This is a genomic window from Bacteroides sp. (assembly GCA_036351255.1).
GTDB lineage: Bacteria > Bacteroidota > Bacteroidia > Bacteroidales > UBA7960 > UBA7960.
Map to the genome: position 1 here is coordinate 36,890 of JAZBOS010000158.1, position 18,581 is coordinate 55,470.

16 protein-coding genes are annotated in these 18,581 nt (G+C 43.2%); all 16 read right to left on the bottom strand.

What is annotated here, in order from left to right; all coding sequences use genetic code 11:
- Positions 1 to 85 precede the first annotated feature (85 nt).
- Positions 86 to 1,117, bottom strand: a complete 1,032-nt coding sequence (locus tag V2I46_14810) for a linear amide C-N hydrolase (GenBank protein ID MEE4178773.1) — start codon at positions 1,115 to 1,117, stop codon at positions 86 to 88.
- Complete coding sequence (locus tag V2I46_14815) at positions 1,114 to 2,916, bottom strand: hypothetical protein (protein ID MEE4178774.1); 1,803 nt, start codon at positions 2,914 to 2,916, stop codon at positions 1,114 to 1,116. Before V2I46_14815 ends, V2I46_14810 begins: the two co-directional genes overlap by 4 nt.
- A gap of 147 nt (positions 2,917 to 3,063) precedes the next feature.
- The gene (locus V2I46_14820; protein ID MEE4178775.1) at positions 3,064 to 4,770 is read right to left on the bottom strand and encodes a S41 family peptidase; all 1,707 of its coding nucleotides are present in this window, start codon (positions 4,768 to 4,770) and stop codon (positions 3,064 to 3,066) included.
- A gap of 10 nt (positions 4,771 to 4,780) precedes the next feature.
- Positions 4,781 to 5,938, bottom strand: coding sequence for a C45 family peptidase (locus V2I46_14825; protein ID MEE4178776.1), 1,158 nt, complete (start codon positions 5,936 to 5,938; stop codon positions 4,781 to 4,783).
- 19 nt (positions 5,939 to 5,957) lie between these two features.
- Positions 5,958 to 6,653 carry an isoprenylcysteine carboxylmethyltransferase family protein gene (locus V2I46_14830; protein MEE4178777.1) on the bottom strand — a complete coding sequence of 232 codons (696 nt, stop codon included), beginning with the start codon at positions 6,651 to 6,653 and terminating at the stop codon, positions 5,958 to 5,960.
- A complete protein-coding gene (locus tag V2I46_14835; protein ID MEE4178778.1) occupies positions 6,650 to 7,399 on the bottom strand; it encodes a C10 family peptidase in 750 nt (249 codons plus the stop codon). The genes V2I46_14830 and V2I46_14835 overlap by 4 nt, the downstream gene beginning before the upstream one ends.
- A 66-nt stretch (positions 7,400 to 7,465) precedes the next feature.
- Positions 7,466 to 9,445 carry a serine hydrolase gene (locus V2I46_14840; protein MEE4178779.1) on the bottom strand — a complete coding sequence of 660 codons (1,980 nt, stop codon included), beginning with the start codon at positions 9,443 to 9,445 and terminating at the stop codon, positions 7,466 to 7,468.
- Between the two features lie 77 nt (positions 9,446 to 9,522).
- Positions 9,523 to 10,029, bottom strand: a complete 507-nt coding sequence (locus V2I46_14845) for a hypothetical protein (GenBank protein ID MEE4178780.1) — start codon at positions 10,027 to 10,029, stop codon at positions 9,523 to 9,525.
- Positions 10,030 to 10,040: 11 nt separating this feature from the next.
- Positions 10,041 to 11,096, bottom strand: a complete 1,056-nt coding sequence (locus tag V2I46_14850) for a serine hydrolase domain-containing protein (GenBank protein ID MEE4178781.1) — start codon at positions 11,094 to 11,096, stop codon at positions 10,041 to 10,043.
- A 162-nt stretch (positions 11,097 to 11,258) separates the two neighbouring features.
- Positions 11,259 to 11,975, bottom strand: coding sequence for a LytTR family transcriptional regulator DNA-binding domain-containing protein (locus V2I46_14855; protein MEE4178782.1), 717 nt, complete (start codon positions 11,973 to 11,975; stop codon positions 11,259 to 11,261).
- The gene (locus tag V2I46_14860) at positions 11,947 to 13,029 is read right to left on the bottom strand and encodes a histidine kinase (GenBank protein MEE4178783.1); all 1,083 of its coding nucleotides are present in this window, start codon (positions 13,027 to 13,029) and stop codon (positions 11,947 to 11,949) included. The genes V2I46_14855 and V2I46_14860 overlap by 29 nt, the downstream gene beginning before the upstream one ends.
- 193 nt (positions 13,030 to 13,222) lie before the next feature.
- The gene (locus tag V2I46_14865) at positions 13,223 to 13,771 is read right to left on the bottom strand and encodes a methyltransferase (protein ID MEE4178784.1); all 549 of its coding nucleotides are present in this window, start codon (positions 13,769 to 13,771) and stop codon (positions 13,223 to 13,225) included.
- A gap of 1,254 nt (positions 13,772 to 15,025) precedes the next feature.
- Entirely contained in the window at positions 15,026 to 15,544 is a 519-nt protein-coding gene (locus V2I46_14870; protein MEE4178785.1) for a DUF3575 domain-containing protein, read from the bottom strand.
- Positions 15,545 to 16,249: 705 nt separating this feature from the next.
- Entirely contained in the window at positions 16,250 to 16,639 is a 390-nt protein-coding gene (locus V2I46_14875) for a hypothetical protein (GenBank protein MEE4178786.1), read from the bottom strand.
- A 203-nt stretch (positions 16,640 to 16,842) separates the two neighbouring features.
- Complete coding sequence (locus V2I46_14880) at positions 16,843 to 17,454, bottom strand: hypothetical protein (protein ID MEE4178787.1); 612 nt, start codon at positions 17,452 to 17,454, stop codon at positions 16,843 to 16,845.
- A gap of 420 nt (positions 17,455 to 17,874) precedes the next feature.
- On the bottom strand, positions 17,875 to 18,581 hold a 707-nt coding region (locus V2I46_14885), incomplete at its 5' end, for an ABC transporter permease (GenBank protein ID MEE4178788.1).

Genomic DNA, 18,581 nt, shown 5'->3' on the forward strand with positions numbered 1-18,581 from the left:
TTGCTGATCTTTTATGTATTTCTTCCTTTGCAGGAAGGCCAGAAAGCAGCAATAAAAAAACGGATTAAGACTTTCACGGCAATCATTATTTCAGGAACCGGTTTCCATAGAAGGCCATTCGGGAAAGGATCTTTTGGATGGATGCATCCATTTCAACTGAAATATTTTTTAAAAGGCCGGAATTCTCTTCAGGAGAAATAGCAGAGAAGTGCATTACCCCAAGACAGGAACAGTTTGCCAAATTACAGCCAATGGTCTGCTCCAAAGAAGGAAAATCAATCAGAGCCATATCGAACACCTTGATTCTATTGCAGGCGTGAAACCTGAAATAAATTTTCTTTTTTTTCAGATCGTAAACAATGCTCCAGCGAGTATCTTCCTGTCGTATGCTATCCAGAGCATGAAAAGAATATTCAACCGGGTTTTGATTTGAAAATGTATTTAACATTTCCACCGCATAAACAAACCGTTCGTTTGAACCGGGTCTTTTTACCACCGGGAGGTTCCCTCCATAACCCTCAAAAAATCTGAGATATTTCAGCGACTCTGAATACCTGTTATTGCTGAGCACCGGGTAATTTGAACCTGTACAAATTGTGGATTTAAAACCATGTCCGTCAAATTCTATTACTGCACAAACACCAGTACTATCGGCAATCAAGTAATGCAAAGATTGAACAATGGCCTCTTGCTGAATTTCTTCAACCAATGAAATGGCTTCCTTCACACTTTTGCAGTTGTCAAGTACAAATTGGACAATTTGAAACTCGTTTAGCTGATTAAGGTTTGAATCCAAATACAACTCCACCCTTTCATTATTCAGTTCTTCCATTGCAAGGCCCCAGCCATTCATCCCACCCAATGGGAACTCCTTTCCAAACTGGTTGAAGGTCAAGCTTGGGTATCTTGATGTCCACTCAATGACCTTGCCTTTTAACGTAAACGATTCTTTATGAATTCCTGAAGGGTTTGCCATAACAAATCCCTGGTCTGTTTCCCAATCAAGATTCTTAGCCACGATGATGTTTTCTTGGTTTCTCAGACAGAAAGCTGTACAGGAAAAAACATCAATCCTAGCCAGGAAAGTGAAAGCAAGCAGGATGAAAATCGTTTTCATTCTTCTGTTTTGAAAAAATTATTATCACCCTGATTGTCGCTGAAAAGACCCAGGGACCCTGGCGATTTAGGTTTAAAAAGCCGGAAACCGATGCTGGTTCCCTTTTCTGAACCGGCGACCCCACCCATTGAAGGAGAACCCCGGTTCATGTCATTCTTAAACCAGGTATAGCCATCATTACCGTGAAGGTCACACATAATTCCTATTCCGTTAAAGTCTCCGATTCCGGCACTCCTGTTGCCGAAGACATAGGAATCATTCCCGCTATAATCCAGAAAAAGACCGGCAGAAAAATCTCTTCCACCACCGATGATTTGGGTAATAGCTTTTTTGTCAGAATCCTGGTTGAATGAATCATCTCCTTGAATCTCCATGAGATTGCCCAAAGCAAAGTGTGCAGCATAGCCCTGGCTATGGGATATTGAACGATAGGTATCCCTCCCATTCTGGTCATAAAGGGCGCCTACACCAAAGTAATAGGCAGAACCTTGGGAAAAGCTTTCAGCATGGTAGCTGTCATCTCCTTCAAAGTCGAACAGGAAGCCGTAACCGCCGCCCAGACTTTGCCCGTCGGTGGCCTCGGCCCAGCGACCCTTAGCAGCTCCCTGAACAAAAGACAAGGGATCCTCCATCTTTGGATGCTTTCCATAGCAATCGTTCCCCTTTAAATCGACAAGCATTCCTACCCCAAGTGTGGAACCAAACCCTTGTGAGTAACTGCTGCAGTAATAGTGATCATCCCCTTCCTGATCCATAAGCATGGCAACGCCAACCATTGCTGATCCCTGGGAAAAACTTGAAGTGCTGGCATAGATGTCGTCCCCTTTTACATCAAAAATCAGCGAAGTCCCATATAACGACGAAGCCATCCCGGGATTCCCGGAAGCATAGGAATCATCCCCATCCAGATCAAATAAAATGCTGATACCTAGTAAACCAAGGGAAAGGAATCCATTAACAGCATTATAGCTGTCGTCGCCTTCCTTATCAATTACAATGGAAACAGGAATGGAGATACCACTCGAGGCGATATTTCCCAGATATTTATCATCGCCACCTATATCAATGGTCAGGCAGTTATTTCCAAGGATAGTATCGTTCTTTGAACCGAAAATGGAAATCCTGCCCAAATTGCTTTCTATAAAACATCCTGTAAACGACTGATCCATAGTATCAGGCAAAGCATTAATGAGTTTCAGAACCTGTTCACTAACCAGGCGTGAGGCAAAGGAAAGTTTTCTCAAATCTGCATATCCAATGCAATCAACAGATCTAAAACTGGTTAACTGCCTGTTATTCCATGGTTCCGAAAGAATAGCGTAAGCTGAAGAATCGCTAGTCTCCATGTCAATCCCCGTGTTCTCCAATATTGGTTTAGTATACTGATCTAAAATGAATGCAGCACTTCCAATCACTTCAATAAATGATAAAACCTCAAAGCGGAGGCTTTTCGGCAGCTTCAACCATTCCTCCCTGCTGTTGCTTTTAAATTGGAGATCAATACTTTTACTTAATTGGGCTATTAATTCCTCCTCAATCTCTTTTTCCACTGGATCGTTCTGGTTTAGGGAAATGGGAGGGCCAAACCCACCGGCCGAAAAGCCAAGTAAACGAAAAGGGATATGAATAGTGGTTTGGGGGTTCTGGGATTCGGAGGACAGGGTTTCTGCAATACGCTCTGTAAAACCTGGAAACTGAAGAATGTCATCGAAAAGAATGAATTGGGTTGGAATGCAACATCTTACCCCTTGCACGGATGAAATATATGTGTAATTAAGTGTAATCTGAAATTCAGGCATTCCATCAGTTTCTTCAAACGCATCCAAAATCGCTTCCTCAATAGTATTGTTTCCACGATGACATGATTCCGCCAGAGGAAGAAGCAAAATCATAAAAATCAATAAATTAGATCGCTGCCTCATGTTGCCTGACCCGTTATTTAAACCTCAATGAGCAATGCTATCGAGGATCATCAGAATTGAAGTATTAGGATCGCATCCATGATTTCTGTATTGAGTATACCCTGTCGGAATATCGGGAATAAGCAGATAACCTTTTCCCTTATCCTCAGGGAAGGTCCAAATCTTTTTAACGGAAACCTGGAATCGAATTCCGGAATTGGTCAACCCCTGAAGAGGTTCAACGCCCATCCCAAAGCAGTTTCCCGATTGGGCGGGTGGAACTCCAACAAAGATAGCCCCACTCTTTACCAGCTTAACAAGCGTTTCGAAACCTGCACTAAATGTTTCGGAACTTCCAACAACAAAAATGTTTTCAGGGCAGTAATATCCAGCATATTTTCCTGAAACGTATTCCGAATGAAAAGTGGTCGTGCTCTCGAAATTGGAGTCCGGCAAAATGCGGGACTGATTTCCCTGATCCCTTTCCATCCAGGATTTAAGTGAAAAAAAATCATAATCCCCCGCCTGAAGAGGAAGCCTTTGGGCATCTCCACGGGATTCATTTATCAACTCCGGTTTCAGTGATGATGCAGCATCAATCGCCAAGGGTGAAAGAAAAGTCACTTCATAGCTGTCCTTATGCAAATTATAAAGGTGTTCCTTGCCGAAAAGAAAGTAAACAAGCATTTCTGACATTAAAGACACACCGCCCCTGTTGTTTCTTAAATCAATAATTAAGGTTTTTGTTTTTTTCTCTTTCATTCGAGTAACCACTCCTTGCATGAAACTGGCAAACGACGGGAGTTTTTCGATTATTAATTCAAGGCTGTCTGGGGCCGAAGAACCATAATACCTCTCATACCAAATTTTTGCGTAGGTCAAATATTGATTCCTGTATGCAGCCCGCACACCATCGTCCTGGATATAAGTCAAACCGCTTATTGCTTGTTCTGCGTATTCTTTAAACTCATCCTGTTTCTCCAAACGGAGGTATCCAACATCCCTGCCTTCACCAATCCAGTCAAAAACGAAATCACATTGTTTTACATCCGGCAATGGTAGCATGGAAGACCCACCCTCTATGATTCTATAACTCATTTCTCCGCCGGTATCCATCAAAACCCTAAGAAAATTCCCGGACTTATCCCTTAACTCCATTTCAATTGGGACACCCTTACTCCAACCGGGCAGCAATCGCTCCAGGTAATCCGAGTACCACAAGTAAACCCTCAAATTTCTGAACCGGTCGAAAAGGTTTTCCATAGGATAAAGGGAAGCCACTTTCTCCAGCAACCGGTCTACAGGCTCTCCATTAATCTTTTGAACCTTTGAACCAATCAGGGGAATATGCTCTGCATTGCAGACCTTGCTGATGACCATAGAAGAGTCTGCAAGAACCGAAAAGTATAATGGAATCCCATGGGGGTTGCTGGTATCAGGATATTTTAAAGGGAATAGGAAGGTATGCCCATCCTCGATTTTTGCCAGGAAACCAGACAGCACCCACCAGAAATCATCGGCTTCCATACCTTCCGGGGGCAGATCCGATAATAGGCTATCCAGGGTTAAATGATATCCGATTTTCCCCTGCATATTCATATAAGGATCCGGATGGCAATTCTCAATGGTTTTGGATAGCTGCCTGGCATCGGCTACAAGCTGGCTGTAAGACAAATGCTGGGGAAAGCCAAATTGCCAAAACCCTAAAAGAAATATCAGAATGACCAGGAGAGATTTTTCGAATGTTTTCATGGTTCAGCGGTTAATGAAACGTCAATATTTCAAACTCCGTTTCATCGGGTTTTCCCGGGGCTATGTACAATACCGGATTTTCAGATAAAACCATCACCAGACATCCATATGTGTTTTCGTTGGAAATTGGATGAATTTCCGGTTCTGTATGGCTGAGGATGGATTGAATGGTTTCTGCATTAAGCATATTCTCCGCCTCCAGAATTTTATCATAGGCCAGGTAAAAGCGTGGACAGTAATAGGGATCGTCAATGGTTTTCCCATAAGTTTTCAGAAGATCAATAAACTGCTGACTAAAGTCACGGTTTGAACCCGAAAAATTTGTATGGAGCGTAATATTCTTGTTATCAAAAGGATAGAATCGTTTTTTCTGGTTTGCTGAGCACTCATAACACCGTGCTTCGCGGATCCCTCCCATGGTAAAACTTTGGGGAATGCCAATCGGGACCTTTTCAATAAATTCAAAGGCTTCCGTTTCGCCAGGCATTTGAAGAATTTTTCTGACGATGAAAGAAACGGGCAATCCCCTGTCGGAATGGTTTAGCATCGAAATCCCGTTACAGGCAATGCCAACCCCATGCGAATTCATGCCATCCAATCCAATAAACCCCGGAAAAGTTAAAATGTAACTTTCTATCCTAGTATCCTTATCCGTGATATGCAACAAGGTGGGGTATCCGTGAAGAAATTTCGGCGGGTCCATGTTTTGAGCCAAAATGGTTGGTTGATCTCCGCTTTTATTGATGCTGATCGTTGTACAGTGGTTTCCCTGAAAGTCGACTGATAGCGCATCAATCTCCTCGCTGAGCTGAAACGCCAGCATGGTTTCAAAATCTATTTCGCAACCATCGGAAATACCTTTAACCTCTTCGAGAATATCCGGGCAAATCATCTCAATCTCTTTTACAAACCCTGTTTTATCAAAAAAATCAGAAATAACAGCATGAAAGTCGGTTTGGTATGTTTCCTCAACCTCATTTTTCCATTTAATAATGGTCTCCTCAATTTGAACTTTAAGGAACTTCCCATGTGCCAGCCCCTGTTCATATGAAGAACCTGTTAAATGAAGAATCGTTAAATCCTGAATTTTTTCAATTCTTTGCTCTGGCTTACAACCAAAAAAGGTGAGTGAAATGGCCAGTAATGTGAGAAGGATTTTGTTTTTCATTGGTTTCTTTTTAAGTCTCTTACCAAATTCCGGGGAAAATACGATCATGAACTTCTTTTTTGTAATCGCTGTATCCTTTCAGGTTTTTTGAAAGAAAGTTGTCCTCAAGCCGGGTGCGAATAATAAAACCGGAAGAAATAAAGGCTGAAAAAATGATTCCGGCAAAAGAACCGATAATAAGTGGAAATGCAAATAACCAAAGAATTACGCCAAAATAACCGGGGTGCCGAACCAGGTTGTATGGCCAGCTTTTAACGACAACATGCGCTCTTTCACTCTGTATCCTCACGTGGGCCTCGAAATGGTTATTTGCAATCATAGATCCAAGGACCAAAACATTCGAAAAGATAAAGAGTAAATAGCCCGGAATTTGCCATAATTCATTCAAGGGCAAAAAATCAAACCTTAAGTCGAGCCCAACAATCAAAGGTAGTAAGAATATCATGTTGAGATTATTGATCTTAACGAGAATAACATCCCACTTAACAGCATTTTCATGGTTTTTCCCTCTTTGATTTAAAAGATTGGGATTTATTTTATAAAAGACAAGGATGGCAAGCATGGAATAAATCAAGTTTACAGCAGCAAAAATCCATGCGCGCGGGAGCCCTGTATTTCCAGCCGATGCAAAAACAATCCCCATCTGAACAATGACCAGAAAAACGGAAGCAATGACATACTTTTTCCCATATTTATCAAGGCTGGTTTTCCTCACACCGGTTTAATAGTAATAACCAGCTCAAGCTTGGTATTTTCAAGAAAACAATCCTTCTCAAATTTGTACCAGCCATTGCGCTTGCCACCCCAGCCGAAATTGGCATGAACCCAGAATTCATCATTAATTTCCTGATATCCATCAATAACCACGCTGTGGCCTCCCCCATTAAAATCAGTATAGTGAAAATAAACCGGACGCTTGCTGTCAATCTCCTTACGGAAAATGCCTTTGATCCTCCGCCTGTTCAGGGGAAAGGACTTGTAGCCAAACCGTTCACGCACCTTTGCATCCAGGTGTTCCCTTAACTGCTTTTTATGAAACTTTTTCTGGTAGCTCCCGGTTCCAAAGTTTTTCTCAACCATGGAGGCCATGAAATAACTGTAAAGCGCCATCTCCCTGGCTGATTCCTCTGGCGTTTCATCGTTCAGGACCGCTTGAAACAAATCCCAGTTGAACTGATGATCATCAAAATTTAGGTTTACTTCATAGCCCTGACTTGTCACATATTCCTTTACCCCGTGTGGCTGAAGCCTGTGATAATAACAAATCTGGGCTAAAGCTGTGGAATGGCAACCAGGGGAATTTTCGCCGGGGTTAAACATGTTTATCCGGGCACTCCCACCCCAGGTTGTAGTCAATAAAAAATCGTCCCCTAGATCAACCTGGGATATTCCATTGATGGTCAGCGAAAGGACGAGAACCATGCTTAGCATGGCCGCTTTAACATTTTCTGAATGTTTCATTTTAAAAGTTTTGGTAGTAATCCCTTGTCATTAAATATCCAAAATGACCGGGTCATTCCTGTTCAATTAATTGCTTTTACTCAACAACTGCAAGCCAGCCTCCTTGAGCCCCAGACTTGAATTGCTTAGCATAACAACACACCTGTCATTTTCCTTGCAAAAACCCAAAAAGGCGCTGAATCCGCCAGTAGATCCCGATACCCAGAAATAATCCCTGTCATCAATTGATTGAATAAACCAGGCAGAAGCATAGGACAATCCCTCTCCTATCTGCAAAGGGTCTCTTATCATGGAATTTCTGATTGAAGCGTAATTTTCTGAATACAGCGTGTAGCACAAAAACTTTACAAGATCTTCTGCAGAACTGCGGATCCCCCCGGTGGGTGCCAGCACATTATCCATCTCCCAATAGTCAATATCCATTCCCTCTTTGCTGCCGGAAGCAAATTCCTTTTGCTTTGATTCCGGAACTTTGATAAACGTATTTTCCAGGTTAAAATTTGCAATAACAAACCCCTGCAGCAGTTCATGGTAGCTTTTCTTTGAAGCCCGCTCAATGACCAGCCCCAGTAAGGCTATCCCGGCATTGGAATAGACAAACATATTTTGTGAATCTTCAATATGCAACCTGTTCAGAAAAGCAATAAAATCCTCATCGGTATAAGAGGATATTCCTTTGTCCGCTTCACTTTCGGGCAAATTATCAGGCATCGAAGGCAAGCCTGAAGTATGGTTTACCAGCAGGCCAAGGGTCATGTCGCTTACGGCTGGATTTGTGATTTCGGGCAAATAATATCCCACACGATCTGAAGGGCTTACAATTTCTCTTTCAGCCAGTGCCTGATAAATAAAAATCGTAAAAAGCTTGCTGACCGACCCAATCTCAAAAATGGATTGCTGATTTGGAGTATCCGAAGATTCGTGATTTAACTTGCCGAAATTATAATACAATATTTGGTTATTATCAGCGATCGCTATGGACAATCCCCTGCAGAGCCCCTTCGCAATGGCTCCTGAAATAACTTCTTCAAATCCCCCGCCAATCTTTTCCTGATTCAAAATGAAGGCCAGGCCCTCGCTTATCGTCAAGCTTTCATTTACGGGATATTCATGGCCGCGCCCTGGTTCTGAAACAAATTTGCAGTGTACATCTAATCCTTTAAAAAGAGTTGCCAGGACTTGATCCCGGTCACGAAATGGGTCCTCGGAACCTGTTGAGACATAGCCCCGGATATCATTATTCAGAAGCAAGGCAGGGTTTTCATCCAAAAACCGCGGCAAATCAGGGCAGAAAGCCAGGAAACCTTTGGCTGGTATTACTTTCCGGAGGGAAAGGTCGATGGCCGCAGTGGCACCCGCACTGATTCCGGCAGCAAGTATATTTGTAGTATCAACAGGATAAACGGATAAAATTTCTTCATAAATCCCTTTTACATCCCTGTCAAGCCTTTCATCCGATGATCCCCACCCAAAGGTATTGGAGTCAAAATGACGGTAGCTTTGCAGGAAAACCTTTATGAATCCATGGTCCAGCGCATGGACCTGCCAGTGTTTTTTCGCTTGCACCATGGATCTGCCCCCGCCGTGAAAAATAAAAACCAGGGGATAACTTCGGGATGGATCATAATGCTGAGGCAGTTGAACCTCATAAATGGTTCTCGAAATTTCATTTGCCCTTTGCCGCAATAAAAGATCTCTCCGTGCTATTGAATCAAAACCCGGGAGTTCCAAATACCCGGCATATTTTGGCATCTGCCTGTGAATGAAATAAAAATACTCGCTTTCATGCGCCTGGTTAAAAATGGAAAGATTGTCGGAATAATTGCCAAGCTTCTCATTCATGGCAATGCTTTTCTTTGAGCAGTCAAACCAATGTTCGTCATTGTTCTCCAGACATTCTGAGAGCAGATTTTCCGCTTCTTCAAAGTCCCCAATCTGCTCCAGGCTGTCAACCTTAACAAGAAAAAATTCAAAGTCTGCTGCCTGGGGCAAACCTCTCATGGGGAATAACCCCAGGCTCAACCCCAGGCTTATCCATAAGCTCAAAAGTGGTCTCCTTTTTTTTGAAAAATAATTCATTGGCTTAAACATTTCTCGTGGATTTTTCCGGATTATGGCCTGCATTAACTTATCAGGAAAAACAATGAAAGAATGGCCACGCCCAAGCTGATCCACATGGGAACACCATAGGGGAGCCGTTTTTTATCCGCAATGACCCATCCTGAGCTGTTGACGGATGAATAGGTCAGGGCACCCAGGGCCGCCAGGGACAGGAATAAACCCCAGCCTTTCCCGCCATACAATCCTGCCCCTCCCATGATCAAACCAATGGCCATGAGCAGTTCTGCCGAAATATGCGGCCAGAGCATGTTCTCTCCTTCACGCCAATTGAAAAACCCTCCCCGGTCCGAGAATTTTCCCAAAACGATATCTGCCGTCCACATGCCGGTGATTCCTACCCCCAGGGAAATCAAAAGAATAGGGATAATCCTGTTTCTCAGAAAATCAGGGGATGGTGTGGTAACGTCACCCATCTGTTGAAGGATGGGGCCTGGCCGGGCCATTGCACGGGCACCCAAAAGACAATCAAAAAACAAAAGGGCCAGTATGAGAATGCGTGCTTGCCTCATGGTCAGAATATTTAATTTAAGACATGGACAAGCTGGCGATTAATTTGCTCCCTGATCGCCATTAGGGGCGTTTCATCCCCGATATTTGACAGGATAATAATGGTGACTTTATCCTCCAGTTGTCTTTCGTAAAGGTTTCGGAAGCCAAACATGCCCCCCGTGTGGCCTGCAATGGTTTTGCCCCCCATTGAAATAATTCCCCAGCCATAGCCATAGTTTTGCGGCTTTTCATTCACCCTGACAGGAGTTAAGGCCTTTGCGACGGCTGCTTCACTCAAAACCAAAAAATTAAAAAAGGCCTTATCCCATTTTGCCAGGTCGCCCGTGGTTGAATAAACGCCCCCTGGTCCATAAGAAAACAAAGGCCAGTCGGCCTGACTGCCATTGACGTAAGAACTCACAATGTGCTCCCTGGCTTCCCCGGGAACAGCGGGGCGAACAAAACTACTTCCCATGTTTAACTTACTGAATACGACTTCTTCAACAAATTCTGGAAAGCTCTGCCCGCTTGTCTTTTCGACAATCATGGCCAGCAAGTTGAATCCCTCGTTCGAATACCTGTACTTCTCTCCCGGGAAAGATTCAAGCTTGTTCTGGCTGACAAGAAATGCCATGACATCCGAATTATCGGTGTCGATCTTCGATTGCCAGCCTCTCTGATCTATTGGGATCCCTGAGGTATGGGATAACAGGTGCTTTATTTTGACCGGATTATAAAAGGTGGGGAGTTCCGGGAGGAATTTCCTTATCCTGTCCTCAATGGATAATTTACCCTCAGCCTCCAGCATAAGAATGGCTGAAGCGGTAAAAATCTTGCTGAGCGATGCCAGGCAAAAAACCGAATTGGTGTCCAGGGGGATGGCCTTGTTTAGGTCAGCAAAGCCATAGGATTTATGGAAAATTACCCTGTCATCAATGGCCACCAGGACATTCCCGTTGAACTTCCCCTTTTGATAATAGGAAGAGAGGATGCTGTCCAATGACTGGTTAAGCCTATCATAACTTTGAGCTGAAGAACAGTTTGAAATGACAAGAAGTGAAACAAAAAAAAAGTTTAGCTTTTTCATGGCTACAATCATTTTGTGAAAAAATCATCACAATAATAGATGTAGCAGTAAGCCAAATTGATTTTTTTTCGATAAAAGATCAGATTTTTCGATGAATGACAATCTCACATCATCATCCTTTCAGCCTGGGTCCAGACTCCCAGGGTTCACATCAATTATGCCTTATATTTTCCAATGGCTGAGGCATTTGCTGTATTTTCTGCTGACAGGGATTTTTACTTTATTGTTTTTTGTAATTAGTTCCTTGATTCCGTTTTCTTTCGGTTGGATCCGTTCTATGCCGTTGATATTCACAATGAAGGACCGGTGCACCTGGCAGAACATGGCTGAAGGCAGCCGTTCCATCCATTTCCTGATGGTGTGGTGCAAGGTTCCCATCATTCCTTCCTGAGTATAAATATTGGTATAATCGCCATTGGCCTCAATGAATTCAATCGAACCCACCCCGATAAACCGGGTGGTCCGGCCAACATTGACCAGGATCTTATCAAAAGGTTTAAGGAATACCGGGGCCTTTCCCACGAAGGGATTTCCCAGGCGGGCAACAGACTCCTCCAGCCGGGCCGGGTTAATGGGCTTTAAAAGATAATCCAGTGCATTCACCTCGAAGGCGCGCAAGGCATAAGCGTCGAAGGCAGTTACAAAAATGGTCTGAAAATTATTCTCAACCAAACTGAGCAGATCAAAGCCCGATTTTGGGCCGAGATCAATATCCAGGAAGATAAGGTCGGGTGACAGGCTTTCGATCTGTCTTTGCGCCTCAGGTACCGTCCCCGATTGGCCTATGATGCTGATCTGTTCATAATCCTCCAGCAGGCGCATCAGTTCAAGCCTTGCCAGGGGCTCATCATCAACGATCAATGCTTTCCACTGCTTCATGGTTTAAACTTTTTACACTGATGGTCACCCTTGCCTCAACCATCCCATTGGTTTCCGCCAGCGAAAACCCATAATCCTTGTCAAGGAACGCAAGCCTTTCCTTCAGATTCTCAAGGCCTTTCCGGGTTCCCTCCTCCCTGGCTTGATGATCGGGAGCATGAAAAATTCTTCCAGTGTTTCTAACCACAATGTTTAATTTTTCCCCCTCCCGGACAATGCTGATCGCTACCCTGATGGTTTTTCCGGAAGTCTTCAAACCATATTTCACTGCATTCTCGGCAAGGGTCTGAATGGTGAATGCAGGAATCAGGAGATTTTTGGCATTAGCATCTTCATGGGTGGTCACCACCAGGCGGTCCTCAAACCGGATCCGCTGGATCTCAAGGAAATTCTTTACGGCGTTCATCTCCTCCTGAACGGTCACCAGGGTCTTTTTCTCCACAGAAAGGCTGAACCGGAAATATTCTGACATTTCGGTCACTATTTTCCGGGCTTGCTCATCATCGCGTCCTATTAACGCACGGATGGTATTCAGGGCATTAAACAGGAAATGCGGGTTCACCTGGTACCTGAGCATCATCCACCTGGCCTGCTGAGCAAGGCTCTCGGCCCTGAGCTTGTTTTCACGTTCAACGGCCAGGTCCATCCGGTTTCTCACCAGGGCATAGACCACAACCACCAGGATGATGGGGAAGAAAAAATTCAGGCTCCTGATGAAAAAATAACTGTCAAAGGTAAGGGGATCATATCCCGTTAAATCCCTTGCAATGGAGGAAATTAAACTCGCTGCAAGGGCGAAAAAATACAATCCCGCAGTGAGGATCAGCCTGGCAGGATAAGACCGGAGCTTATTCCCCACCTTTGACAGGATAAATATAATGAGGGAGGCAAGGACAAAAAGGGAAACTGCTTCAACAACGATGACGATCAATGGAAGCGTTTTTCCCATATTGCTTTTCACCGCATACGACCACTGGATCAGCGAGATTAAAAACAGGATGGCAATGGGCGTAACCTTTGCAAGGAAAAGTGCTGTTTTTCGGCTAATGCTCATGGATCAATTTCAATGGAGGAAGGATTTACTTCCACTAGCCCATTCAAAATTAATGTTTTTTGAATTCAATCGCATCTCGCCAGTTTTTTATAAATGATTAAGGAAGCATCGAATTGAAAAGCTACCCATTTTTATAGGAATAAGATTGAAGTCAGAAACTTTGCCAGCAATCACCGGCATGGTTCTGCTGCAATCAAATAATCCGGCGGACGGCCCTGCAATAGGCCTGGTATTCATCCCCATACTTCATAGCCAGGAAGGCTTCTTCCGTTTGAACCATAAAAAGGCCAGCGATGCAATAGGTCAGAAACCATAAAAAGACCGGAATGGAAAAATACCCGATGACAAAATACGATAGGACAAGGCCATAGCCAAGCAACTGCGGGTTTCTCGAATACCGATAAAGCCCGGTGGTACAAAGCCTGCCCTGGTCCTGCCCCAGGCTGATTTTTGTGCCGATTCCTGACCAGGCCACCAGCAGGATAATTATCCCCGTTCCCAGGAAAAATAAAGAAATTATCTGGAGAAAAGTGCTTCCATTCATCTCCGGCAGCCAGGGCCACCTGGCGGGCAATGCAAGGTAAAGCAAGTTCCCGTGAAAAGCAAAAACCAGGATCCCAAGCATCAGGGTGAGGAAGGAAAGTTTTCCCCGCCTGAAATAGTCTTTCCGGAACTTTACCCTGAAAACCCAGAAAGCAAACAAAACAAAGGCTGCTGATGAAACCAGGAATTCTGCAAACATATCCATTAGGGAATTTGTGGTTAAATAGCAAGGTTCTCCACCCTCAGCAAGAAATTACCTGAGGGTCAGGAGCAATTTCCCATCGATACTATTATGCACAAATGTAATGAGTTTTTGTGCAGCCTTCTTTTTCGGAGATGAACCAATGCCCCGAAAATAATTACCACCAAAAAAGATCCAGCCCAAATAAAAAATAATACACCATCCCCTCCCTTCACCAGATCCCTTCCATCTCCATACCCTCTCCGTTTCATGTTCGCTTCCGCTGAGAGTTAAAAGGGACTTGGTAAAGACTTGGTAAGGACTTGGTAAGGAGGAAAATGATCAACCCTGCTTAAATGACAATCCAAGTTTTTTTATTCTTGAATCTATGGCACCAGGATTGCGTTAAAGAATTTCGGAAATTTCTTTGGTTCTTTTCATCCATCAATTTCCTATCCGGGTAAGACCATGCTCGTCCCATGCTCGTGTTTAAACCATTTTCAGCCGACCTTGGAATGCCGCTGGAAGGGTAACGGGAGGAGGAAAGACGGGCAAAAATCAAACAGGCCCCACCAAACTGCCGCCGCCAGGCGGCTTAAAAAATGGGGGAGGCTGAAAAGGCTAACAAACTTTCACCTTAACGCGGTTTTTTGCCACCTGTGCCGGGCTGAAAAGGATATTGAATGGAGTATTCTTGGATGAGCCCGTTCTTAATGCCTCCTTTTCTCTTTAATCTTTCAAGTCATTTTAGTCTCAAATGTCTCCCCTATTGCATTCTCACCATTGAGTCGAGCATGACGGAGATTAGCGGGACAACCTCAGCCATCAGGGTGGCAAACCAACGGGAGATGGCGTTGATTGCGGGGTTCATGGCTTCGCGCAAAACATGGCTTGCGATGGAGCCTGGTCACACTTGAAACCCAGGCAAATATCCCAGGCTGCAGCTTTGTTCTCAAAAGCCACTATCTTTTTTGAAGGTACCTCTAAATTTGTTTTCAGGCTTTTCTTCGGCCAGCCATTGTTTTCAGCCATTCTTTTCTTTTTCAATTTGAGGAAGCGTTTAAGAAGCCCGGAGTCTTTCCACGCTCAAAACCTGCCTATCCCATTCGATCAAAATATGTCTTTAACATTTGGCAGCTACCTGCTGGTGGGGCTTACGAAGCAATACACTTTCAATTTCCAAATTATTTTATTAGAAGCACAAATGTAAAATAACCCACATCCGCCCCACTTACGGGTAGGTGCGTTTATGGGCTGGTTTTTGTGAATTACTTAGAATTGAAAACCAAATTTAAGCTGAAAGTCTAAGGGAAAACCTGTACTTAAATACCAATCCGTCTCATCACCAAGATTTGAAGGAGCTGAAAGTAATCTTAAACCTAATAAAGGCTCAACTGTAAAATGTTTTCCAAACAAAAATTTGTATCCAGCATTTAAGCCAAAACCATAAATAGGCGATCTTATGTCTTCTAAATCTCCAGCAGAAGAATTATAATTTCCCAAGAGATTTCCATATATCATTTTGGCCTGAGCAAAAACACCTTCTGTATTACCCTCTTTTTTTCTATATATTCTAATAAATGGTTCAAAAACAGGGCCTTTCCAGTTTTGCAAATAATAATTCATATTTATACCGAAACTTGCTCTATCTTTTAGTGGTAATTCATATTGGACTCGCACTTTAGTATTAATTATTCCTAATGTCCCAGAAACATGTCCTTTAAAATTTTGAGCATATGAAAAGCAGGAGGTAAATAATGCTATAAAAAGCATCGCAAATTTTATTTTCATTTTTCTGAATTTAATTTTCCTACTCATATTGCTTTTCGGTTACGCACCGTTTATTTAAGTTGTTTCTGGTCTCAACTTTTGTTTGTCAGTTTAACAAAATATTTTTCAAGAACTATCAAAGTTGTTTTTTGGTTGTTCTTTTGTTCGTTGTGTTGTTTCTTAAACTTGCCCAAAATAAGGATCAGGAAAAAGAGTAAGTACATTGTTTCTCGAGAAAAAAAGCAACACTTTGCCCAGATGCTTCCATTTTATTTTGAAGGTCCTCTTATTTTGCTGTTTTATTTTTCATTGCGAAGTTTTCGCATTAAATATTTAGCCTGATCCGATGATTTAAGGGGCCATTAAACAGCTATACGAAAGAAGAAATTAATTATCTCGTTTGCATTGATGCTTAATGAAGAATTTTTAAAATACATCACGAGAATTATATTGGTTTAATTTAAAATCAGACCTTGTTTTCTCCAGATAGGATTCAAACTGACCGCAAAAAGTTAATTGGTAGCGCAGGAAGGAGGAATTTCACCTCCTTCCCATCACAACCTTTCACTGAGCCGCAAATAAACTTATTAGACCATAAGGTTAGTATTAATCAAAGCTTCGGGCTTGAAAAGAAAAACCCTATTCGCTAATGATGAAAAAAACAAGGGATTGTTCCCTTTTCGTTTTAACAAAAAAGACGGACGGTTTATCCAAATTTTAATCAACCTACCTTTTAGGTTCCAGTTTAAAAAACGATTCCTCTTCATCGTAAAACCAAAAGGCATCAGCAGTAAGTTTGTCGACTACCCAGATAAGCTCTTCTCCTAAAAATATTACCTTAATTGTCGTTTCATTGGCTCCCCATTCCCACTGGACAGTTTGCGAAAACGATTCACCATCATCAGTAACTTCTATGACCAACATGCCACTTTTTTCAAACTTTAATGAAATGGACCCGAAACCTTCAGTCTCTCCATCAATACTTAAAACATTCCATTCCTTGGTTAGTAAATCCGTATTCGTTGGCATAGGTTCTTCCTCCTCTTTGCTGCAACCAGCAAAAGTTAGCAACACAATACCAATACTTAGCAAAATTTTAAAATTAAGTTTTGTCATTATTTTGAAATTAGCTTCCTACTCATAAGGCTTTTCAGAAACGCCCCCCGATCGCAACTATCTGGGTAGTCCGTTTTTTAAAGTGGGTGCTGGCCTCCACTTGATTGCTTAAGAATTGTCAAGCTTGTTATCAAAAGTCTTTTGAAAAACTATTTGAAAACGAAGGATAAGTTGTTAGGATAAATGGGGACATTAGGCAAATGCTAAAATGCCTTACCGATTTTTAGTGAGAATCCAAGAAAATTTTCTTCGCCATCATCGTGCCAGATTCGGGGACCGGCGTCAAGGCTAAACCTAAAATTATTTTTTGTTAGTACATTAATTCCTATTGGGAAATATGTCTTTAAGCCGCCCATAAAACCCCAGCCTGGCAATACGCCAACATGAAAATTCAATCGTCCACTTCTGATAGCAGGAAAATAAAATTTAGCCCCTAAAGAAGCTCCGATTAATCCAATTTGAAATTCTGTTCCTATGTATGGGCTCAATAATCTTTCATAAGCAATCCCAAACCAAGGATCATCAGCTCCTAACTTTAAGCTGACAAAGTTCTTGGGAAAGGTTTTCTCATTATTTTTTAAAGATTCTGTATTTCTATTAAAAGATTCAAAACCAGCAGCTATTCGGGATGACAATTTATCCATTTGCGAATTACCGCTTGAGGAAGCTGCTGACCAAGCGGTAACTTCAACCGGAATATGGGAACTAGTATTTGATTGTAAACTGATTTCATTTCTGAAATTTATTTGACCAAAAGAAACCAATGGAAAGATTAAAAAAACAAAAAAAAATTTTTTACAAATATATTTTGACATGATTTCTATGAATTAGTATTTCGCGACATAGCGAGCCAGACTGATTTAAACATTTGTTTTACTCTATTGTTCATTATTATTTTAATTATTATTTTAAGCCCATGAATCCAGGTATTAATCTTCCTTTGGGATTATTATCGTTCGTATTTTTCGAACACCAGAAACCTCCCAATTTATAAGGGGAAAGTCAAAAAAAAGGCAGACAAGCGGGCAGTTTAACTAATTTGTTCAAAAGCCCTAGATCTGCCAAAAGGTCAAAAATGATTAGCCGATATTTTTCGCCCCGGATTTTTTCTCTTGACAGGCAAAAAAGGATAGTGATTGGAGTATTTGTAAATGAGCCCCTTCACTAATCCTCTTTTCTCCTCAGTCTCAAAAGTCTTTTTAGTCCCTTAAGTCTCATAAGTCCTCAAGTCTCCCCTACTGCATTCTCACTCTTGGATCCAGCAGCCCGTAAAGGATGTCGACGGTGATGTTGACCAGCACGAGCATGACGGAGATGAGCAGCACGGCGCCCATCACCACGGGGAAGTCGTAAGTTTCGAGGGCGCTGACGATGACCACGCCGATGCCTTTCCAGTCGAAGACATATTCGACGAACACGGCGCCTGCCATCAGGGAGGCGAACCACCCGGAGATGGCGGTGATGACGGGGTTCATGGCGTTGCGCAGGGCGTGGCGGGTGATGACGCGCCAGAGGCTGAGGCCCTTGGCACGGGCGGTGCGGATATAGTCCTGGGCCATAACCTGCTGGAGGGAGCTGCGGGTGAGCTCGGTGACCACTGCCAGGGGTCGTATGCCCAGGGTGAGGGCGGGCAGGATGAGGTTTTTCCACTGTATGTATTCGCCGCGCCCAAAGTCGTCGACGGCATAGAGGCTGCCGGTCATATTGAGGCCGGTGTAGTCGCCCAGCACGAAGGCAAAGAGCCAGGCGATGAGGATGGCGGCGAAGAAGGAGGGCAAGGACATGCCCAGCACCGAGAACACCATGATGACGCGCCCCATGGCGGGGCTGTCCTTCACCACCGACACCACGCCCAGGGCGATGCCCAGCAGCATGGCAAAGAGGATGGCCACAGCGGCCAGCAGCAGGGTGTTGGGAAAGGCCTCGGCCAGGATAGAGGTCA

Excerpts from the sequence above, each read along its gene's own strand:
- V2I46_14870 (MEE4178785.1), bottom strand. The coding sequence starts at position 15,544 with ATGAAAATAAAATTTGCGATGCTTTTTATAGCATTATTTACCTCCTGC.
- V2I46_14865 (MEE4178784.1), bottom strand. The coding sequence starts at position 13,771 with ATGTTTGCAGAATTCCTGGTTTCATCAGCAGCCTTTGTTTTGTTTGCT.
- V2I46_14810 (MEE4178773.1), bottom strand. The coding sequence starts at position 1,117 with ATGAAAACGATTTTCATCCTGCTTGCTTTCACTTTCCTGGCTAGGATT.
- V2I46_14825 (MEE4178776.1), bottom strand. The coding sequence starts at position 5,938 with ATGAAAAACAAAATCCTTCTCACATTACTGGCCATTTCACTCACCTTT.
- V2I46_14835 (MEE4178778.1), bottom strand. The coding sequence starts at position 7,399 with ATGAAACATTCAGAAAATGTTAAAGCGGCCATGCTAAGCATGGTTCTC.
- V2I46_14880 (MEE4178787.1), bottom strand. The coding sequence starts at position 17,454 with ATGTCAAAATATATTTGTAAAAAATTTTTTTTTGTTTTTTTAATCTTT.
- V2I46_14855 (MEE4178782.1), bottom strand. The coding sequence starts at position 11,975 with ATGAAGCAGTGGAAAGCATTGATCGTTGATGATGAGCCCCTGGCAAGG.
- V2I46_14860 (MEE4178783.1), bottom strand. The coding sequence starts at position 13,029 with ATGAGCATTAGCCGAAAAACAGCACTTTTCCTTGCAAAGGTTACGCCC.
- V2I46_14845 (MEE4178780.1), bottom strand. The coding sequence starts at position 10,029 with ATGAGGCAAGCACGCATTCTCATACTGGCCCTTTTGTTTTTTGATTGT.
- V2I46_14820 (MEE4178775.1), bottom strand. The coding sequence starts at position 4,770 with ATGAAAACATTCGAAAAATCTCTCCTGGTCATTCTGATATTTCTTTTA.
- V2I46_14815 (MEE4178774.1), bottom strand. The coding sequence starts at position 2,916 with ATGCCTGAATTTCAGATTACACTTAATTACACATATATTTCATCCGTG.
- V2I46_14875 (MEE4178786.1), bottom strand. The coding sequence starts at position 16,639 with ATGACAAAACTTAATTTTAAAATTTTGCTAAGTATTGGTATTGTGTTG.
- V2I46_14850 (MEE4178781.1), bottom strand. The coding sequence starts at position 11,096 with ATGAAAAAGCTAAACTTTTTTTTTGTTTCACTTCTTGTCATTTCAAAC.